Origin of the sequence: Vibrio sp. 10N.239.311.G01, assembly GCF_041465805.1 — a bacterium.
GTDB classification, from domain to species: Bacteria; Pseudomonadota; Gammaproteobacteria; order Enterobacterales; family Vibrionaceae; genus Vibrio; species Vibrio crassostreae_C.
In genome coordinates this window covers 67,674-88,779 of record NZ_JBFSRM010000013.1, presented here as the reverse complement: position 1 = coordinate 88,779, position 21,106 = coordinate 67,674, and the positions used below count along the sequence as shown (strand labels likewise).

Annotated in this window: 13 protein-coding genes and 2 pseudogenes; 7 read left to right on the top strand and 8 right to left on the bottom strand. The window is 44.4% G+C overall.

The genetic code is table 11. The features are described 5' to 3' along the window. The first annotated feature begins 51 nt into the window (after positions 1 to 51). Positions 52 to 1,194, top strand: coding sequence for an acyl-CoA desaturase (locus AB6D06_RS12530; protein ID WP_372110353.1), 1,143 nt, complete (start codon positions 52 to 54; stop codon positions 1,192 to 1,194). Positions 1,195 to 1,433: 239 nt separating this feature from the next. Continuing rightward, positions 1,434 to 1,724 (top strand): putative quinol monooxygenase, encoded by a 291-nt coding sequence (locus AB6D06_RS12525; protein ID WP_102428841.1) that lies wholly within the window; start codon positions 1,434 to 1,436, stop codon positions 1,722 to 1,724. Between the two features lie 231 nt (positions 1,725 to 1,955). Here AB6D06_RS12525 and manA read toward each other — a convergent pair whose 3' ends face one another. The 4 genes from manA to mngA form a co-directional block, all read right to left on the bottom strand. Continuing rightward, a complete protein-coding gene (gene manA / locus AB6D06_RS12520; RefSeq protein WP_017070588.1) occupies positions 1,956 to 3,143 on the bottom strand; it encodes a mannose-6-phosphate isomerase, class I in 1,188 nt (395 codons plus the stop codon). A 2-nt stretch (positions 3,144 to 3,145) separates the two neighbouring features. Further along, positions 3,146 to 4,312 carry a glycerate kinase gene (locus AB6D06_RS12515; protein WP_229647830.1) on the bottom strand — a complete coding sequence of 389 codons (1,167 nt, stop codon included), beginning with the start codon at positions 4,310 to 4,312 and terminating at the stop codon, positions 3,146 to 3,148. A 45-nt stretch (positions 4,313 to 4,357) separates the two neighbouring features. Continuing rightward, on the bottom strand, positions 4,358 to 6,997 hold the full coding sequence (mngB, locus tag AB6D06_RS12510; RefSeq protein ID WP_229647831.1) for a mannosylglycerate hydrolase: 2,640 nt from the start codon (positions 6,995 to 6,997) through the stop codon (positions 4,358 to 4,360). Positions 6,998 to 7,234: 237 nt separating this feature from the next. Next, positions 7,235 to 9,169, bottom strand: coding sequence for a PTS 2-O-a-mannosyl-D-glycerate transporter subunit IIABC (gene mngA, locus AB6D06_RS12505; RefSeq protein WP_229647832.1), 1,935 nt, complete (start codon positions 9,167 to 9,169; stop codon positions 7,235 to 7,237). Between the two features lie 317 nt (positions 9,170 to 9,486). Between mngA and AB6D06_RS12500 the strand changes: the two genes are divergently transcribed. The 3 genes from AB6D06_RS12500 to AB6D06_RS12490 all read left to right on the top strand — a co-directional run bounded on the left by AB6D06_RS12500 (position 9,487) and on the right by AB6D06_RS12490 (position 12,276). Continuing rightward, entirely contained in the window at positions 9,487 to 10,203 is a 717-nt protein-coding gene (locus AB6D06_RS12500; protein ID WP_010430026.1) for a GntR family transcriptional regulator, read from the top strand. A 232-nt stretch (positions 10,204 to 10,435) separates the two neighbouring features. Further along, complete coding sequence (locus AB6D06_RS12495) at positions 10,436 to 11,332, top strand: hypothetical protein (RefSeq protein ID WP_229647833.1); 897 nt, start codon at positions 10,436 to 10,438, stop codon at positions 11,330 to 11,332. 191 nt (positions 11,333 to 11,523) lie between these two features. Further along, complete coding sequence (locus tag AB6D06_RS12490; protein ID WP_229647862.1) at positions 11,524 to 12,276, top strand: DUF481 domain-containing protein; 753 nt, start codon at positions 11,524 to 11,526, stop codon at positions 12,274 to 12,276. 88 nt (positions 12,277 to 12,364) lie between these two features. Here the strand turns inward: AB6D06_RS12490 and AB6D06_RS12485 are convergent, their stop codons facing one another. The 4 genes and pseudogenes from AB6D06_RS12485 to AB6D06_RS12470 all read right to left on the bottom strand — a co-directional run. Next, the gene (locus tag AB6D06_RS12485; RefSeq protein WP_229647834.1) at positions 12,365 to 15,442 is read right to left on the bottom strand and encodes an efflux RND transporter permease subunit; all 3,078 of its coding nucleotides are present in this window, start codon (positions 15,440 to 15,442) and stop codon (positions 12,365 to 12,367) included. Then, complete coding sequence (locus AB6D06_RS12480; protein ID WP_229647835.1) at positions 15,429 to 16,766, bottom strand: efflux RND transporter periplasmic adaptor subunit; 1,338 nt, start codon at positions 16,764 to 16,766, stop codon at positions 15,429 to 15,431. Before AB6D06_RS12480 ends, AB6D06_RS12485 begins: the two co-directional genes overlap by 14 nt. Positions 16,767 to 16,961: 195 nt before the next feature. Continuing rightward, positions 16,962 to 18,155, bottom strand: coding sequence for an outer membrane protein transport protein (locus tag AB6D06_RS12475; protein WP_372100939.1), 1,194 nt, complete (start codon positions 18,153 to 18,155; stop codon positions 16,962 to 16,964). Beyond that, a pseudogene (locus AB6D06_RS12470) lies at positions 18,145 to 19,701 on the bottom strand (lipase); the annotation flags it as partial. The pseudogene AB6D06_RS12470 and the gene AB6D06_RS12475, both read right to left, overlap by 11 nt. 68 nt (positions 19,702 to 19,769) lie before the next feature. Between AB6D06_RS12470 and AB6D06_RS12465 the strand changes: the two are divergent. Next, positions 19,770 to 20,690 (top strand): IS5 family transposase, encoded by a 921-nt coding sequence (locus tag AB6D06_RS12465; protein WP_372100937.1) that lies wholly within the window; start codon positions 19,770 to 19,772, stop codon positions 20,688 to 20,690. A gap of 39 nt (positions 20,691 to 20,729) precedes the next feature. Next, positions 20,730 to 21,059: pseudogene (locus AB6D06_RS12460) on the top strand (hypothetical protein); the annotation flags it as partial. Positions 21,060 to 21,106: the final 47 nt, after the last annotated feature.

The following is a 21,106-nucleotide window of genomic DNA, read 5'->3' as shown; positions in this document are numbered from 1 at the left end:
GTGTACGCTGATATTCTAGCGCACAGATGTAAGCCCAATGGAAATTTGCTAATGAATAGTGCCGACAAACAATCTACAAAAAAGCCGCCATTAATCTGGCTCAATATTTTTGTGTTCTCTTTTAGTATGCTGCTTGCTGTTGTAGCGGCTCCCGTTTATGGCTACTTTTTTGGCTATGGCATGGAGCACTGGATATGGCTAGCAATCTGCTTTACGTTCTGTAACCTTTCAATCACGACAGGTTATCACCGCTTATGGTCACATAAAGCGTTTGAAGCGCATTCAAGCCTAAGATTCCTGTTTGCATTAGGTGGTGCATTTGCCCTGCAGAACAGCGCGCTACACTGGTCTTCTGATCACCGTGTTCACCACAAGCATGTCGATAACAACGACAAAGACCCATACTCTGCAAAACGTGGATTTTGGTACTCACACATTGGCTGGATGATTCGTAATTACAGCACCTCAATGTACGAAAACTACGAAAACTGCCGTGACCTTAAAAAAGATAAGATTGTTATGTGGCAGCACAAGCACTATGTTCTGTTAGCATTACTAATGAATTTCGGTGTTCCTATCGCTTTAGGCGTGATTTACGGTGACCTGATTGGCATGTTGTTAATCGTAGGTGCAGTTCGTTTGGTACTTAACCACCACACAACATTCTTTATTAACTCTCTTGCTCACATCTGGGGTAGCCAACCTTTTACTGACAAAAACACAGCGCGTGATAACGGTGTGTTAGCAGTACTCACTTTCGGCGAAGGCTACCACAACTTCCACCACATCTTTGAGAACGACTACCGTAACGGCATCTACTGGTGGCAATACGATCCAACAAAATGGTTGATTAAGAGTGCTTCGTTGATGGGACTGGCAAGTAAGCTTAAGAAAACCCCTCAAGCTCGTATTGAGAAAGCTGAAGCGTCAATGTTACTTAAACGCACCCAGCAAAAAATCATGCATCGTGCCGACAAGCAACAAATCGCAGAGAAGCTTCAACAAGAGTTTGATGCTCTAGTATCAAACATGAACGAATATTACGAAGTTAAAAAACAGCTACTTGAAAGCAAGCGCGAAGACGTTGTGAAGAAGTACGAACACTCTGTTCTTAAGGTTCGTTATCAGCAAATCAAAATGAATTTCGAACAACAGAAGAAAAATTGGGCAATGACGGTTGAGCAATACGCTTAAGGTAAGACAGTACGCTTAACACCCCAGTAACAACACAGTTTGATTCTTATTCAAAAGCCCTCATATTGCTATGAGGGCTTTTTTTAATAAGCATAACCTACTCGGCTCTGGCCCTATGCTCTCGAGTTTGAATTGTGGATGGTAAGAACCATAGTTATTGGATTTCAGAACTCTTTCTTCATTCTGAATTTATACTTATATTACTTAAACTTACCGAGTTTAAAGCGAAGGAATTGAAAATGAGCAAACTGACTATTATTGCAACGATCGTCTCTAAAGAAGACAAAACTGAGCTTGTAAAAGCTGAGATGATTAAATTGATCGATAAAACCCGTGTTGAAGACGGCTGTATTAACTACGATCTGCACCAAGATAACAGTAACCCTGCTCACTTCGTTTTTCATGAGAACTGGGAGTCTGAAGTTCATCTAGAGAAACACTTAGCGAGCCAACACATCGCTGACTACATGGCTGCGACTGAAGGTTGTATTGAAGCCTTTGTGCTTAATAAAATGACGCACATTGCCTAACCAGTCACTCAGTACTAATTCAATAAAAAGCCCTGCTCTGATCGCAGGGTTTGTCTTTTCTACAAGCTTATATCTGCTCATTCTAATAATGAAAAAACCCGCCAGAGTAGCGGGTATGGTCAATAATCATGACTGTCAAAGACAGATAGGTAACAACCATCAATCCAATATTGAGTACCACTTTACAGTGGCACTCTGACATTTCTTTTGCTGATCGCTAGCACGGGGGCACTAGTTAAAAGCACGAGCCAAAATGCCATTCCCTTGATATTGGTAAACACTTGAATTACTACTTACAAAGACCGATTCTCCGGGCTTAAGAGAAACTGACCGCCCTTCTGAAGTGACGGTCGCCTCTCCTTCCACACAGAACAAGATCTCCGCGCTACGTAGATACTGTGACTTGCTCTCATCAGTCGCAGACAAGATATCAAAGCCAAAGTCATCCACTGGAATCGGATAACTCATCTTGCCCTCTTTCAATACAGGCTTAAGGCGGATATCTTCTGGCTTAATCGGCTCAAAGATTGTGTTGTCGATAAGCTCAGGGACATCGATATATTTGGGAGTGAGACCGGCACGCAGCACATTGTCTGAGTTTGCCATAATCTCTAAACCCGTACCTTGAACATAAGCATGTGGGGTTTCTGCGAACAGGAACATCGCTTCACCGGGCGCCAGCTCAACCGTGTTAAGCATTAATGGCGCAAATAAGCCAATATCACCTGGATAATGCTGTTTGAATTCGATGCTGTATTGAAGAGCTTCACGCCCCATGACCGTTTTGGCTGGTCGCGCATGTGCAGCATAAAGCTCATTAAGCGCAGACGCTTTGCGGTCACCTTCAAGAGACATAATGGCGCTAAAGAACGACTTCAAAGAATCACTGTCGGCATTAGCTTTTAGTACATTAAGCTCAATCGCTAACGAAGGAATATCCGCTTCTTCGAACAAGGCAATAATGTCGTCGATTGGACGAAAGCCATTCATCGCTTTGTAGAAGGTCAACGCATAAACCAACTCAGGTTTATGGTTTGGATCTTTGTAGTTGCGATTAGACGCATTCAAAGGGATACCAAGTGCATTCTCACGCTCAAAACCTAATTCTGATTTTCGCTTGTTCGGGTGAACCTGAATCGATAACGGTGTTTCAGCGGCCAACACCTTAAACAAGAAAGGCAATTCACCGAAACGAGCCGCCGTGTATCCGCCTAAGACATCGATTTTGTTTTCATCAATCATGTGAGAAAGCGATTCACCGGTATCGCCTACCTTTGAACAACCATTTGGATGAGCACCCATCCAAATTTCTGCTTGAGGTTCCTGGTTTGGGTTCACAATACCAAACAATTGGTTAATGGAGTCTTTGCTTCCCCATGCGTAGTTTTGAATAACGTTGTCGAGTTTAAATAGAGACATAATTACTTCTCATTAAAAATCTGGCTACCAAGCTTGAGCGTGGCGGCGATATTACGGGCAGTGCGAGTCAGGTTTTGATTCGCTTCTGATAAAACTTGGTCTAAAGACTGAGGTGAACGTACGGTTCCAAATAAGCTAGACATTGAGCCGTAAAGTTTTTCAACGTCTTGCCCCAAAGAGCCCGCAATTCCAATGGTTGGAATACTCAACTTTTGAGCTCGCTGAGCGATGCCGAAAGGTGTTTTACCTTGCAGGGTTTGGTTGTCCATCTGCCCCTCTCCGGTCACGACCAGTGAAGCACCTTCAAGAACCTTATCTGCATCCAAGGCATCTAATACCACCTCAATACCCGCTTTAATTTGGATATTGAATGCAAGACTTAACCCCAGAGGTGTACCACCAGCAGCACCAAATCCAGCTGTGTCGCGATGATTAGTACCCGTATGTGCTTGAGCGATATCGGCAAAGTGCCCGATCGCAGTATCAAGTTGTTCAACTTGAGCTTTTGATGCGCCTTTTTGCGGACCAAACACAGTACTGGCTCCGCTTTCGCCACATAATGGATTATTCACATCACACGCGACCACGAACGTCACTTCTTTGCATCTAGGGTGCAGTCCTTCAAGATCGATGCTTGCTAACCGGCTTAATTCGGCGCCGCCACCAGATAGCTCGTTGCCTTGCTTGTCTAATAACTTGCCTCCCAACGCTTGTAAGATGCCAGCACCTGCATCATTGGTTGCGCTGCCGCCCAAACCAATAATGATTTGTTCAACACCTTGATCTAGTGCATCTTTGATCAATAGCCCAGTACCAAACGAAGATGCGGTTAACGGTGCTCTTTCTTCTACGGTTAATAGGTCTAAACCCGATGCTTGAGCAAATTCCACCAAGGCAGTTTTTACGTTGGCGCCATCAACAGTCTGTTCCAACGAAGCCCAATAAGCCGTACATTCACGCCCGATTGGATCCGTCGTGTGCAGCCGTTGCTTCTTACCATTGAGCGCCTCTAGCAACACGTCTACCGTGCCTTCTCCGCCATCGGCGAGTGGAATTTTCACAAACTCTGCGTAAGGGAAAACATCGGCAAATCCACGCTCAATACAAGACGCAACTTGATGAGCGTCGAGTGATTCTTTAAATGAATCAGGGGCAATTACAATTTTCATTGTCGTTCACCATTCCCGCCCACCAAGGTGAGCGGGTTATCGAAATTAGAATTTGATTTGGAATGTTTTTGCTTGGCAAGGTGCTATCTGGCCGAACTCTTCAGATGCTACATCACCTTCGCGTACGCGCTCGTCCATGCTTGTCTCTTTCCAGCTTGAAACCGCTTGAGTAAAAGAGATTGAATCCGATACTGAACCCGATTCTGCCGGGTTGTAGACACGCATGATCAGTGCATCTTCGTCTTCCGCTTTCTTCAGCACACTCAACACCGCGCCTGATTGTTGCTTAGACAGAAGGCTAAAACTCATAGGTAGGTTCTGCTCACCCACGTTGAGCTTCATCGCGTTGTAAGGGATCTTGTTGTAGCATTCGATTTGAGTGACATTGTCACGTGCTTGCGCCATGATGTTCGCGTCAATATGGTTACCAGAGAAACCGCACAACGTGAATTCACACACTAACTTACCGCGCACTTGCGAATCTGGTGTCGGAATCTTGATGCCTGATGGACGGCCTGGGCGAAGCAATAGCTCTTCTTTACCCAACACGCCGATACCACGGAACAGTGTCAGTGCGAAGGTATCTCGGTTTTCGTCACCTTGAGATGCAATCACCTCAAATTCACGCAGACCATTCGACATGATCGCCATACCCGCTTTGCCGTTTTCTAATGCAGCGAAGTTCATCAGTTGGTAAACCGGAACCGGTGCTTCTTTCCACTTCTCTTCTTCCCAAACCGCCATTGCTGGGTCATTGGTTGGTCGAGTAATACAACCGAACTGGTTATCCGCAACCACAGTTTCAGAAACGAATGGCGTTGGTACTAGCACACGTACACGGTGGTCGTCGGCTTGGTTGTCTAGCTCCATACGTACTTCAATGCGGCGAGAACCTTGCTTCAATACCACTTGGCATTGCGCTTCAACGAATCCATTTTGACCCGTGCGTTCTTCACGCTCTGCAAGGTTTGCAGGTACGTTCATTAGGAAAGCGATGTTCGCTACCGATTGGAAGCCTTGGTGGTCAATCGATGTTTCGACCGGGAACTCGTCTGAGTACAGTAACCATTCTTGACGAGATGGAGAGTAATCGTACTCATCACCGTCATCAGAACCGTCTTCCAAACGAAGTACTTGGTCGAATACTTGCTCTGTCTCTTTATCGAAAATAGTCAGAGTACCGTTGTCGTTTACATTGATTCGGTAGTACTCGTTCTCTAGTAAGTAGTCTTTTTGTTCTGCAACTTTTACTGCACCCTTCTCGTTACCTTGGATGTGTAACGTGGTGAAGCCCATCGCTGGCACAATGCGTTTGATTTGAATATCAAACTCCATGAACGGGTCGTAGTTACCGTAGTGAACGATTTGACGGTCTACTTTACCCGGGTCAATTTGGCGCTTGTCTTGGATGAAGTACTCAACTAGGTTTTCGTTTTCATCAAAGATAGAGAACTCTTGAGCACGGATAGTGATAGTGGTGTTAACCACTTCTTCACGCTCGTATGGAGAAAGGTTGAACATCGCCAGTTTGTCGCAACCTTCGCGATCTGGCATGTGGTCAACAATCTTACGCTTGTAGAAGTGAATCAGGTTGGTCGCCATGTCGTCCGCAAGGATGTAACGGTTTAAGATTTCAGCGTGTACCTTGTCTGAACAACAGCAACCAATAGAGTCATGAGCGTGGTTCTTCATGCTCTCTTTCCACATTTTCTCAATCAAACCGTGGTGGTATTCAAAACCTAATGTCCAAGCGATAGACGCTAGCGGTTCTAAGATGTTTACAATCTTGTTTTCGATTTCTGCGTGGATCAGTTTGATGTCCATACGCGTAGAAGAGATCGTACGGTGAACACGCATGTATTTACCGTCGTTGAACTCGCCTTTGATTGTGTCGAGTTGGTCGCGCGCCGCTTCTACTTTCTCGAACACTTCTTCGTAACGGCTCATTGAGAATTCACGATCTGGGTAGATTTCGCGAAGCTTGTCCATTACTTCAAAGATGTCTTTTTGAATCGGCATTTGGTCGTGGCCGTTCGGTAGCAAGATATCTTTAGTCACCGATGGCTTTTCTAGCACTGGGAAGTACTTATCTAAACGAGCACGCAAGCCTTCTTCGTCTTGTGGAAGGTATTTACCAATCGCGTAACCCAGCGGAAGCACTTGTGCCGTTACTTCACTGCCGTCATTAGACTGCCATAAGAATTCTGTTTTGTTGGTGCCATGACGCTCTGAACAACCACGCCAGAACATTGCACGCGTGATGTCGAAGCCGTTGTAGATCATTGGCAGCTGTGAGCTCATGCTGAATGAATCTGGTAGGTAACCAATCTTCATTGCATCGCCAAACTTCATACAGTCACGAATACCATACATCATGTTGCGTACAATTGACTCACCAGAAACTTGCATTGTGTCGGTTTGAGAATACCAAGGGCCAATAATTAACTTGCCCGCTTCAACCAATGCTTTTACGCGTTCTGTGTTCTCTGGTTTGATCGCAAAGTAGTCTTCTAGAACGGCGGTTTGACCATCTAGAACGTAGTATTTGTATTCTGGATCACTCTCCAGACGGTTCATGATTTCTTCCATGTTGTTCACTAGAAGAATACGAGACTCTTCTGTTGTGAAATACCATTCACGATCCCAGTGCATGTGTGGAGTAATATGTACGCGTGATGTAGTCATAATCATTTACCTAAATGTGTCGCTTCGAGTAAATCTAAAATTCGAACTCAAATACGACTAAATTAAAGTTTTTCAAGGGGTTAAAATTGGCTGCCACTAAATTTAGGGTGCAGAAAACCACGCCCAGAATCTGTGTGAATAAAACCGTTAGGAGCACAGGTATTTAGGACAGCCAAGTTGTTTATTATTTTTTATATATTGATTTCACAGTGAGTTAGGAGCTAACTCAAAATTCAGTTAGTTCTGTGTTGCAGTGCTTGCTTCAAACTTACCCTTTTTTACAGCGTGACCACGCCACATCAGAAGAGTAATGGTTGAAATTACTGTGCCGACAATCGCAGCACCGAACCAGATTGCCGCAGCAGAGAATGCGCCCAAACCGGAATCGTGTAACAAGAAGATAGAGAAGATACCTGCGCCCGGAGTCGATAGACCAATACCTGCCGCACCCACCATTGCACCTGTGACTACAGAGCCTAGTAAGAATGAGCCGATTACACGGATTGGATCTTCAATCGCCATTGGGATTGCACCTTCAGTAATACCCGCCAAGCCAAGTAGCCAAGTTGATTTACCGGTTTCAATCTCAAAGTCTTTGAATAGGCGTGGAGCAATCATGGTTGAAGCCGTTACGGTGAACGCCGATACCATTTTTACTGAACCAAAGATTGCGTATGGGCCATAAACACCGTTCGCCATTGCACCTAAACAGAATGCGTAAGCGGCTTTGTTTACCGGACCACCTAAGTCGAATGATACAAACAGACCAAGAATCGCACCCAATAACAGCGCATTGGTGCCTGACATACCGTTCAACCAGTCCGTTAGACCTTGGTTTAGGAACGCTACAGGTTTACCGATAACAAACAGCATCAAGCTACCTGCCACCAAAGTACCGATCACCGGATAAAGGTAGAAAGTAAGGAAGCCGTTAAATGCAGGGCCTAAGCGAACATGCTCTTTTACCCAACGCATCACATAACCCGCAATCAAACCACCAACAACACCGCCTAGGAAACCAGAGCCAATGATGTTTGCTGCAATACCTGCGGCAAAACCAGGGCCAAGTGCGGGCTTGTCTGCTAGTGAATAAGCTGTGTAAGCCGCCAGTACTGGCACCATCAATGTACCCAGTAGGCCGCCACCTAGTTTGCGATACATCCATAGCCAAGAATCTTTTGTTGCGTAAAGATCTTGCAGGTCAAAAATTTGTGCGATAAGAACAGCAACCGCAAGAACAGTACCACCAGCAACGATCAGAGGAACTGCGTAAGAAATACCAGAAAGCAGTGCTTGTTTAAGCTCAGTTTTCAGTGGCAACTTTTTAGGCTTGTTGTCAGTAGCCACTGTGCGTTCTGCACCATTACCTTTTTTCGACTCTTCAATCGCTTCATTAAGAATGCGCTCACCGTGTTTAATCGGTTCTGCAACTGGTGTTTCAACACGAGGAATGCCGTTAAAGCGCTCAGATTCTTTAATCGCAACTTCAGCAGCAAACACACACGCTACAGCATTATTAAGTTGTTCCGCAGTTAAGCGATCTTCAATACCGTTTGCGCCCTGCTTTTCAACATGAACCTTGTAGCCAAGCTTTTTGCCGGCTTTTTCTAGGTATTCTGCCGCCATATAAGTATGAGCAATACCTGCAGGGCAAGCAGTAACGCATACAATTGTCGGCGCATTTGTATCTAAGTTGTCTTGTTTTTCTTCTTGTTGATTGTCGCCATCAAGAAGCGCAAAGATTTCTTCAGCCGTTGTCGCTTTTAATACCGCTTCGCGAACATCGTCGTCAACCAATGTAGTTGTCAATGCAGTGAGCAGATGCATGTGGGTAGAACCCGCTTCTGCATTTGGAATCGCAATTAGGAAGATAAGATTTACATCTTCGTCTTCATCTAGGCCTTTCCATTTCATGTCTTCTTTCAATGTTGCAACAGCGAAACCAGCTTCTTTAACCGCGTCAGTCTTGCCGTGCGGTACTGCTAGGCCTTCGCCAAGCGCTGTCGGGCCTTGCTCTTCACGAGCAAATACTGCATCAAGATACTCTTGTTTGTTGTGCAGTTTGCCTTGCTGATTCAGTTGGTCAGCAAGTGCGTAAATCGCTTCTTCTCGACTGCTAAACGTAGTTTGCAGATTTACGAGCGACTTATTCGTTAGAGTAGTAAGTTTCATAACCTTTGTCCCATAGTCACGGATTAGTACGACAGTCGTCCCTGCCGACGAGATGAATAATACAACTTCAAGACATTTAATCCGTGATCACGATCTCATCAATACATATTTGTATTTAATTTGTATTTAAACTGTATTGGTAAATCCTTTAAGAAAGCTTGTTATGTATCGTTTAATTTGTATTATATGTACTACAAAACGCCGATACGATGCTCACACTAACCTTTAAAGCAAAGCTTATATAGAGCAAATTTACGTATTTAAGGTACAGGTTGTTAATCAAAGTCTAGTTGTCCTAGCGCACAAATGAGGCAAAAATGGCAAGACTCCCTATGTATCGCCAAATCGCCGATGCAATAAGAGAAAAGATCAGTTCTGGAGAATACAAAGTTGGTGAAGCACTCCCAACAGAAGCGCAATTGCGTGAAGTATTCTCGGTAAGCCGTGTAACGGTTAGGCAAGCACTGAAACTACTGATCGAAAACGATGAGCTTGAAAGCGTTCAAGGCAGCGGTACTTACGTCAAAGAGAACAAGATCAATTACGACATCTACAAACAGTCGAGCTTTCAAGAAAAGTGGGCGCATTTGGATGTGGTTACACACAGTGATGTTCTAGCCTTTGAAATGAAGCCCTGTTCTTTGGCGATGTCTGAACATCTAGATATTAAAGAAGGCGAATTAGTTTTCTACGTAAAGCGTGTTCGCTTCATAGACAACAATCCAATCACGGTTGAAGAAACTTGGTTACCTGTTGCCCTATTCCCAGATCTCACCTATCAAGTGATGCAGACATCAAAGTACGACTTTATTGAGAACACCAAAGGCATGGTGATTGATAGAAGCGAGCAAGAACTGGTGCCGATTCTTCCGCCTGAAGACGTTGCTAAACAGTTAGGGATTGACCCAACTCAGCCTATCATTGAAAAACGTACTCGAGGTTACCTCGCCAATAACACAGTGTTCGAGTACAGCCGTAACTACTTCACATCTAACGATTACAGATTTACTTTGGTCGCAAGACGCCAGAGATAATACTCATCAGCAAGTTTCTATAACAGTAGATGACCAACACAGAGAGCGCCTTGTTCTCTGTGTTTCTGTGCTGTTAGCTCAATAATGAACCCAACTTTCTCCCCCCAAATATTCCTAAATCAATATCAAGTAATCTCACGAAAGTTCATTCACATTCATTTAAATACTGTTCTCGCGCTTTGACCATAAACTAGGCGCCAAATGACAAGAACAACCGTCGACAGGAATGTAGATGAATACCAAACAACTTGAGAACGCGGTTAGTGAAGTAAGCTTATTCAATCAGCACCTCCACTTAATCCAATCCGTCCATACCATTCCGACACCAAAAGTAAATTGGGAGTCGATTGCCATGGAACCTGCGCCTGCAATGCCAACGGTTCGCTTCGATCATAAAGTCAAAGCCATAGAAGCGCTTGATGAATACAAGCCATACTGGCTAGATATTCTGTTGGGTAACAAGTCTAAGTTTCACACCCTCACAAGCAATGTCGAGCGAGCAGCAGAAAAAGACATAGAGCAATATAAAACGGAATTTGTACATTGGGTTCAGAACTACAGCTACTGGGTAAAAAGCAATCAGTTATCGAAAGGCGTTTTGAATAACGATAGCCAAGCAAAGTTGTCTGCCCTTTCTAAAGCTCAGCAAAACCTGATGAACGTAGCGGTGGTCGACACCAAACTGATTAACCATAACTTCAATACCTATAAGAATGGCCACCTGTTAGAAATCAACATTCAGGTTAATAAGCACAACGTGATCCCTAAAGAAAAAAAGGTATTGTGCCAAGGCGAAGTAAAGCTTGAAACGATGTCTCTTTCTGAAAGCAATACCTTATATCGTGAGTACGTGTGCAGCTGTATTCTTAAATGTGCGCAAGATGCTTTCAATGTCTTACCCGAGACGAGCGTCTTGGTCAACGTTGAACAGATTTCAGCAGATCAATCGAGCGAAACCATCGTTTCATGCCATGTAGAACAAGGACTACTCGAGTTCTTATTAATCGAAGACGATAAACCCTCTGAGACACTTGAATTCTTTGTCCACATTGAAGATTTTAATCCTCATCGAGGTAATGGGTTCTCAGCGAAAAAAACGATCTTTTCGCCTTTGCCTATTGCGTCGTAACTCACTCGCATTTTCGATTCAATCATTGACGACTCTTCACGACTAACCTTGCGTTCATCGTGTTCAATCACCTTATATACCAAACCATTATGTCGACACACGCTATCTCACAAACAACGCGCCCATTAACCAACACAGTTTCATACACACGATCCTTAATAAAGCTACCTTTAGTTCTAATCGCTATCTCTATGCCCGTATTTGCCGAAGAAGTTGAAGAAGTAGAACTCGAGGGCGACGTCGTATTAAGCGAAGGTTCTGACTTACAAGAAGAAGCTCAAGAATCCCCTTTTACAACCCTGACCAAACTCGGGTTTATCTACTCACAAAACACCAGCTCATCTTTGTCGATCAACTCTGGAATCTCTGTTGGATACAAAAAAGAGAACTGGGGCCAACGAGTTCAGTTTGATACCTACTATACCGATGCTGAAAACGATGAAGACGGCACCAATCGCTATACCACCAACTATGGCATCAGCTATGACTTGAACGAAGTCACCTATTTGGTCGCAACAACACGTTTTGAACACGACCACTTTGGTACTTATCGTAAGCAATTTATAACGGCTACAGGATTGGGTCGCCACTTTTATGATACTGAAAGAATCAAACTTCAAGGCTCTGCTGGTCCGGGTTACCGAATCAGTCAACGGCAATCCTCCGATGAAGAGTTCCCGAACAAAGAGAACTATGAACTAATCGTGAATGCCAGTGTTGATGGCTCTCTGACGCTCACAGAGACGTTTTCTATCGGGGCAACCGCTAACATGGCTTACGGTGAAGAGAACACCAATTACAATCTTAAAGGCTATCTAAAGAACATCTTGATAGGCAATTTGGCGCTAACTTTTGATACCGAATACATCTACAACACCACTGACGCATCAGACCAAAGTAACGCCGAAATCTACAGCTCAATGAATCTAAACTACGACTTCTAACCGCTCTCCTCACTTAATCTAGCCCACAACAGCAAAAGGCCCTCACAATGAGGGCCTTGAAGTATCTAGCTAAACCTAAAACATCTCGCTACGCTGGTTTCGTTCTCAATCGAGTCAACAAATCCATTTGCTTTAGGTTCGCCATACCGACATACGCGACTGGCACTAAGAACAATGAGAAAAAAGTTCCGACAGACAAGCCACCGACCAGAACCAAACCAATATTGATTCGACCTAAGGAACCCGGGCCATCCGCCAGTGCCAATGGCAATGAACCGAGGATCATCGTCAGTGAGGTCATCAAGATTGGACGTAACCTTGAACGTGCACTGCTGATCGCCGCTTCTTTCGCACTCGCGCCAGATTTGCGTTTCTCGTTGGCAAACTCCACCAGCAAAATACCGTGTTTGGTCACGAGACCAACCAGTGTCAGCAATCCTATCTTCGAGTAAATATTGAGGCTTTGACCAAATACCGAAAGCGTCAAAATCGCGCCCACAATACACAATGGAACCGTTAGCAAGATGATCATTGGGTCAACAAAGCTTTCAAACTGCGCCGCCAAGATCAAGAAGATGAAAATCAACGCCAATACGAACAGCACTTGTGCGCCCGCGGTTGAATCAACCAGGTCTTTAACTACGCCATTGAACTCGTAGCTCTGAGCAGGTTTCAACAGACTTGGTACCGTGTCATCAATGTATGCCTTCACGTCGCTCGCCGTATATCCGGGCATCAAGTCCGCGGTGATTTCAGCACTGTCTTTACCCATGAACGTCTTGAAATTAGATTCCGATGTCACTTGCTTGATTGATACAAACTGAGATAAAGGAAGCCTTTGACCCGACTGTGAATCCACGTACAGCTTATCGAGCACCTTGAAATCGCCAAGATCACTAAGATTTACTTGAACTTGAATTGGGTACGTATAGCCATCATCCGCTTGTAGATCTGCCGCTTTCACTGATCCTAAGAAAGTAGATAGCGCATTGGTGACATTACTGTAATCCACACCAGACAATACGATAGCATTGCGGTCAATCGACAAGTCATAACGCAATTGGTCACGCAACATCGAATTTTTAATGTTGGTCACGCCCTCATAACTCTCAAGCGCCTCCACCACCTCATTCGCCGTTTCCGACAATACGGTGGTATCACGGTTAACCGTCGTTAACTCTAGGATCATATTAGTGGCAATGTTCAAGTTATCAGCCGAGCGAACCTTGAAAGACATGCCATAAGCAGAGACCGAACTTTGCGCTTTAGCGATAAACTCGTTCACCAACTCATCAGCTGACTGGTCACGTTCGCCCCATGATTTCAATAAAACGTGATTAGTCGGAGTCCCTTCGATGTAAGACAAGTTTGCCTCTACCGAACGATCACCTTTGAACACACTGTTAAGTTGCTCGTTGTTGTCTAGGTGATACTGACGTCCGACTCCTGTAGGAGGCGTTGAAGTGACCTCAACAAAACCAGTATCTTCCGTTGGAAGCAACACTTGAGGCATTGTCCAAACCGCCAAAGCAGATAGAGCAATCAATGCCAAGGCAATACCACTCATCAGTGTTTTACGCTCAAACCATTTGCTAAGTTCCTTGGTGTACAAGTCAGACAGAACATTCAGCTTCGCATCAACTTTTTTGTACCACCTTGCCGGCTTTGTAACTGGCTTCATTAAGTAAGCACACATCATGGGCGAGAGCGTTAAAGCCACAAACCCAGAGATGATCACTGCTGCTGCTAACGTGAAAGCAAATTGTCTAAATAGATCGGCGGTTAAGCCCGACATCAAACCAATAGGGAGATACACGACCGCTAAAGTCAGCGTCATCGCTATCACAGGAAAGACGATCTCTCGGCACCCTTTGATTGCCGCATTAAAAGGGGTTTCTCCCTCTTCGATATGTCGGTAACAGTTTTCAGCCACTACAATGGCATCATCGACGACTAAACCAATCGCAAGAATGATGGCCAAGATAGTCAGCACGTTGATACTAAACCCGAGCACATGCATAACTGCAAACACACCAATCACACAGACTGGGATCGTGATAATAGGAATAGACGCCACACGAACTGAACCAAGGAACAACACGACAACGGCTGAAACAAGAACAATCGCCTCAACCAAAGTCATGAAACCTTCGTCAATTGCGGTTTTAATGAAATCAGCTTGGTTATAAACCATCTTCATCTCAATGCCTTCTGGCAACTGAGGCTGAATCACATCAATCTGTTTCTTAACTTTATTTGCAACTGTAACTGGGTTTTCACTTTTCAGTGGCAGTACCTGAATCGACATCGCTAAATTGTCATCTACACGAAGAATGCTCGGCGTAAGGCTCTCTTCCCCCATTTTGACTTCAGCAATATCTCCGACACGAATGATCTTGCCGTTATCGACACGAACCACCAAATCTCGCACATCATCAACACTGGTCACTTGGTTGACTGGGTTAATGGAGAAATCTCGTACCTGACCTTTGATAGTACCCGCGGTAAATGTCGCGTTGTATGAGCTTAATGTACCGACCACGTCTGACGCACTCATGTTAAGCGCCATCATTCGATCAGGTTGTAACCACACACGAACCGCTTTTTCACTGCCACCATACGGCCCCCAAATCCCCCCCACACCTTGTATGTGCTTAAACTGGGGCACGACTTGCTGGCTAATGTAGTCATACATGTCTTGCTTAGACATCTTGCCGGTATTCACAAACGTGATGATGTTACTCGGCATACTGGTATCAGAAGAGTCATCCGTTACCGTTGGCTTGTCCGTCATACTAGGAGGAAAATCACCAATCGCTTCAACACTGCTACGCAGGTTGTTCATCAAGCTCGTGTATTCGACGTCATTAATGTCATCTTCAAAAATGATTTTTAGATTACACGTTCCTTCCTGACAGTCGGTCGTCATGGTTTTCACGCTGTCTAAGCCCGTTGCCGCCGTGATCAGTTTATCTGCCACATTGCGCGACATGAACTCAGCGCTCGCGCCATTGATCGCCGCGGTTACAGTCGCCGACGGTGTTTTATGTTCAGGAAAGTATTGGATTGAGAGCTTTTGAAACGACAAAAGCCCAAGCAAAACAATAGTAATACTCAGAACAGACGCAAACACAGGGTGCTTGATACAAATCTCAGGAAGCTTCATTCAGGTTCTCCTTTGTTACAGCTTCCTTGCTTTGGATTTCCTTGCTGTGAGTTTCCTTGTTTAGACTTTCGCTCGATGATTGCTCAGCGGCCGCATTAGTTTCCGCACGCTCGTTATTTTCGTTGATCGCTTCGTCTACACCTTTTGTTGCTTCCGTCCAATCAACCGAAGGCTCAACCGGATGTGCTTCATCAATCTGTGTTTCGGTCTTTTCTACCTCGGGCTTAACGGTCTGCTTAGTGACCTCTTTGTTTATTGGCTCCGTTATTAGCTCAACTGTTTTCTGCTCCGCATTAGGGTTCATTACCTTAACTAGAGACGCTTTCTTAAGGTTCTGTTGCCCCGTCACTACGACCTTATCACCCAGTTTCAATCCGCTTTCTACAACGACGTACCCATCGTTAGTGTTCACGCCCAATTCAACAATGCGTTGCTCGATTTTTTCGCCATTCACAATCCATACAAAACGTTGTGCATTTTTTGCTTGAACGGAATTTTGGGAAACCACCATTTGAGTCGTGTCTTCGCTCGTCATTTGGCTTACTTTGGCAAACATGCCCGGAACTAAACGATGATCTGGATTGGTCACGTGCGCGTGTACTTCTACGCGACCTGAACTCTCATCAACCGCGGGGGCAATGTAATCCACCACACCAGAAAATGCTTCATCGACAAAAGCATCAACTTGAATAGAGACATTCTGTCCAAGTTTTGCGTTGCCTAGATCCGATTGTCCAATGGAATACTGAACTTCGACAGGATCGAGTTTGATCAAACTCACCAACGCGGTTGCGCCATCAATCTTACTGCCCACTGAGTGGGTAAAGTTGGTTAATTGCCCATCAAATGGCGCAACCAATAAATAGTCATTCATTAGCGCTTCTTTCTGACGGAAATCAGCCGCAGCTAAATTCGCCTGCTCTCCCAGTTCTTCAACATCTTGTTGAGACATAGAGTCAGGCTGTTTCTTTAGTAATTCTTGTACTCGCTTTAATTTCGACTTTGCTAACGCTAGAGAGCTTCTTGCTTTGTCTAGATCGGCTTTCGCTTTGGTATTGTCCAATTGAGCGATCAACTCGCCTTTTTTAACTGAATCTCCATCTTTGAAATGGATATTGAGAATTTTGTCGGAGGCACTGAATGTCAATGCAGCAGAATCCGTTGCCCTGATTTTGCCAACCTCGTTGATTGAAGATGTGAATGCTTGTTTGTGCGCTTTTTCGATAGTCACAGGAATCAAGTTTGAGTCTTGGGCAAACGATGGAGAGATATGTAAGGCAAACAGTGCCAAACAGATTGTTTTACTAAGCTTTGTAAATTTCATTTTTAATAACCATAACCGTTTGAATTCGTCTGAATTAAAACGTTTTTCTAAGCAGCTATTTCTTACTTAATGAGCTTCCAGCTATTTAAATAATGCTAAAACAGCTAATAATGAGAAAAGGGCTCAACTCACTGTCGAGCCCTGCAATTTTTATATGATTCCTAAATTTTTACGTTCTGAACTCCAAAGTAAAAGTTAAAAACGATGTTGATATTGAACACCAAGCAAGAGAGCATCGGCAGTCACATCAGCAGTTATATTGGAACTCGTTGCTGGAATCGTCGTCAGGTTTTCGTCAATATCTTGTGATTCTCCGATGATAAATCCGACTCCAACGTCCACAGAACTGGCATCGGTGAAGTTATACGTCCCTCCGACTGTTAACCAGTGACGGTTAACATCAGGAATAGAGAGCGATGTGAGTTCGTCAGTCGGGGAAATGTCGTACATGTAGCCAGCTCTTAGAACGACGTCTTTTGACATGGTGTATGTACCACCGACAGAAACATGTCCTGCGTCTTTCCATTGATACTCTTTAATTGAGTCGTCATAAGAGTCAGATGTTAGCGAATCAAATTCAGACCAGTTCACCCACTGCAGGCTGTAGTGAAAAGCCCACTGTTCGTTGAGCTGGTGCCAACCGGAAAACTCTAGAGTGTCTGGTAGAGGTACGTTCATCTTGTCGGCAGGGACACCGCCTTTGGTAATGTCACCTTCTACTTCGATATCTGGGCTGTAACGGTAACTAATACCGAACTTGTTATGTTCGTTGACTTGGTAAGTCGCACCAACATTTGCACCCAGACCGAAACCGTCTGCATCTACATTTAACAAGTTTTGACGGTATATCTCACCCTCACCGTAGATAACATCTATCCCGGCACCTAAGTTGATTTGTTCGGACAACTCGTAAGCCACAGCGAAGCCAACATTGATACTGGAAAGCGCTGTTTTCCCTCCGAACTCATCCGCTTCGAACGACTCGTCAAACTCAACGTCAGTACCGAAATTGGAATGGACTGTTGCGCCCAAAGTAAACTTAGAACCTTCGATAGGATGCACATAGTGAATATTCGGAACTAATGTCCCTGCGTCTAATGATTGGTCATCTAACATTTCAGTATCACCAATCATTGGCGTGTAGCTAACACTCGACACATCAATACCACTATCGATATAGATAGCGCCGACAGAGAGTGTTGGTTGCTCGATGTAAGCCATCGCAGCACTGTTCTTAGCCACAATTGCCGCACTATCGGCCATAACAGCATCACCCGCGAATGCACGACCTAACCCTGTTACGGACTGTGCGTTAAGTTGAAAACCGGCCGCGTTAATCAGACAAGGAACAAGAGCAACTGCAGTGCCCAAAAAAAGTTTATTCTTCATTTTGAGGCACCTCTGTTTCGATATGATCTTCGTTATTAATGACAACAAGCGAACCGTCAGTCATCACCATCGAAGCAACAGCTAACTGTTGGGTTGTCACGGCTTCACGTACATCTGACATATTTCCGCCTGGCATACCCGGTAGGCCATTTTCATCAACGGGGCCTTCATACGGGAATAAGTACGTACCATGTCCACCGGTTGTCGTTCTTATGACTCCACCGAGTTCGATCTGATCACGCTTTGTACCCGTTATTGGGTCTAAACCAAGGGCAGTAATTAAGGGCTCAGTGCCAGTTCGAATATTATTTGGCGCGGTATTCGGAATTACGCTGTCTGGCACATAATCAACGCCAACGTCACAGGTTTCGCCGCAATCTCCAACTGCAGCTAACAAAAGAGTCGGTTGCTCAGCCTTAACTTGACGAGAGATGAAACTAGCAGGGTCTGCACTATCAATTGTTGCTTGAACTCCTTGTTTAAGGTCGGTAACAACTAAATCGAAGATGTCGTTCTCTAGCTGATTAACAAGCAGCGCGTTATCAGATGAAAGCTCTACAAACTCTCTAAGTGCTTCAATACATTGTTGATTCGTTGCTTCTGTTATGCATGTATCTGGTATGACAGTTTCAGCAATGCCACGCTGAACATCAGGAGACTTCTTAACACCTTCAGACATTTCAGGGCCTAAGGTTTGAGAAGACAGAACCAAGTTGGTTAGCCCCTGCCCCGGAACAACAAAGTTCACCGTATTGAATTCAAAATTAGGATTAGTATCCGAGTGAAAATCAGGGCTTGCTTGACTAAACTCACTCACCATTACCGACATGATCCCACCCAACGATTGTCCGATTAGATGAACGTTATTGTTATCAACCCAACCTTCTTGGCTCAACGCATAGCGTAGACCCAGAAAATCAGAAACAGACTGCTGGAGGTTAGAACGAAGCGCTAAAGGGGAATCAATATTGATGAAGAAGGCTTTGTTTGCTCGGGCACTAATTTCCACGTGCTCAGGGCTTGAGTCATAACGTATCCGCTCACCGTGATATGGCATATCGATCGCAACCACGGCATAACCTTTATCAGTATATTCCGCAGCCATTAAAGAAGCAGTGCCGCGCTCTGCTGTAACACCATGAATAAAAATAGCGACAGGTAACCCTATAAAACTATTCCAGTTAAACTCTTTTGGTACGTATATATCTGCCGTCACCTCAAGGTCTTCTGTCTTTTGAGGCATTGGATTCTCCGCAGTTGGAAAACTACCGGAAGTGTTGGTAATCCATTCATACAGTGGTGGGCAATTTTCTTTCGGGTCAAATTCATCGACGATACATTCCGCCTCCCTCTCTTTTGTAAAAGGTAAGTACGACGGAATTTTTAGCACTTTTGTATACAGGTTATATCCCCGCTTTTCCTCTACAATTACAGGCTCTTCTTGGGTGAATGAACTACCATATTGCAGATGGTTTCTTTTCATTGCATCTAGCGACGAATACGAACTCTGTGTTTTAAACTGCGCAGCATAAACGGGGCTTTGTTTCCTAAATCAGGGAACTAATGCTTAAAGCTACGATCAGATCATCTAAGTTCACTCACATACTTAGAGCAATGCCAAAGCCTCGCTACAGAACAACTAACTGGAAACAATATAACCAAGCCCTAATCAATCGTGGTTCACTGACATTCTGGATTGATGAGGAAGCGATTCAACAGTGGAAGCAACTCAAGCAAGATAAACGAGGTCGACCTCGATTGTTTAGTGACTTAGCCATTACGACCGCCCTCATGGTTAAACGAGTATTCGCGATGCCGTTGAGAGCGTTACAAGGGTTCATCGATTCTGTTTTCAAACTCGCTCAACTCCCGTTGTCATGTCCTCATTATTCATGCATCAGTAAACGAGCCAAAACGGTTAATGTGTCATTCAAGACAAAGACCCGAGGCGCAATACAGCATTTAGCCATTGATGCAACAGGGCTAAAGGTCTACGGTGAAGGTGAATGGAAAGTAAAAAAACATGGTACTGACGGGAAGCGTCGAGTTTGGCGTAAGCTCCATTTAGCCGTAGACACTGGCACTCATGAAATCATTGCGGCTGAGTTAAGTTTATCGAATGTCACTGACGGTGAAGCTCTTCCTAATTTACTGAATCAAACTCGTCGTAGAATCAATGAGATATCTGGTGATGGAGCTTACGATACAAGACAATGCTACGAAGCAATACGTATTAAACAAGCTGTTCCACTTATTCCACCGAGAGAAGGTGCTGCTTTTTGGTTACGAGGTCACCCCCGTAATCTGGCGGTAGCTTGCCAGAAATTATACGGCTCAAATAAACATTGGAAAAAGAAGTACGGTTACCATAAACGGTCACTTTCAGAGACGGCTATGTTCCGTGTAAAGACACTGTTTGGTGGGCGATTAAGTTTAAGAAACTATAATGCTCAGGTTGGTGAAACCTACGCCATGATTAAAGCGTTGAATAAGCTCACAGGGTTAGGTATGCCTAAAACGATAGAAATAGCCTAATAATCACCCATACTGGCCGTTTCTATCTGAGATCCAATTAGGAAACAAAGCCGCTATGAATTGTTATATGTCTCTACGAAAGAAGCTGGCTTTGCGTCGTCAGGTACTTACGTGGTAACCCAACACGACATTTCTTTAGACGAGACTCAACATGAACAAATCATACCAAATAGAGAGCTCACATTTTACGAAAAGGTGATGATCAGTGAAGGTGCAGTGCTTTCTTCAGATGCCATGGCTTATATCCCACTAAATAATGATGAATTATTATTGGTCACTCAGCGCGGAATGATTCACTTCTGTAAAAAAGTGATATGCGCCGACCTGCCCACTTACTCGAATGCAGATCCTGAATTGAACATTAACTAATCGTTTAACTATCAACTATTTCGGTCAGTAGCTGTACTTAAGCCAAT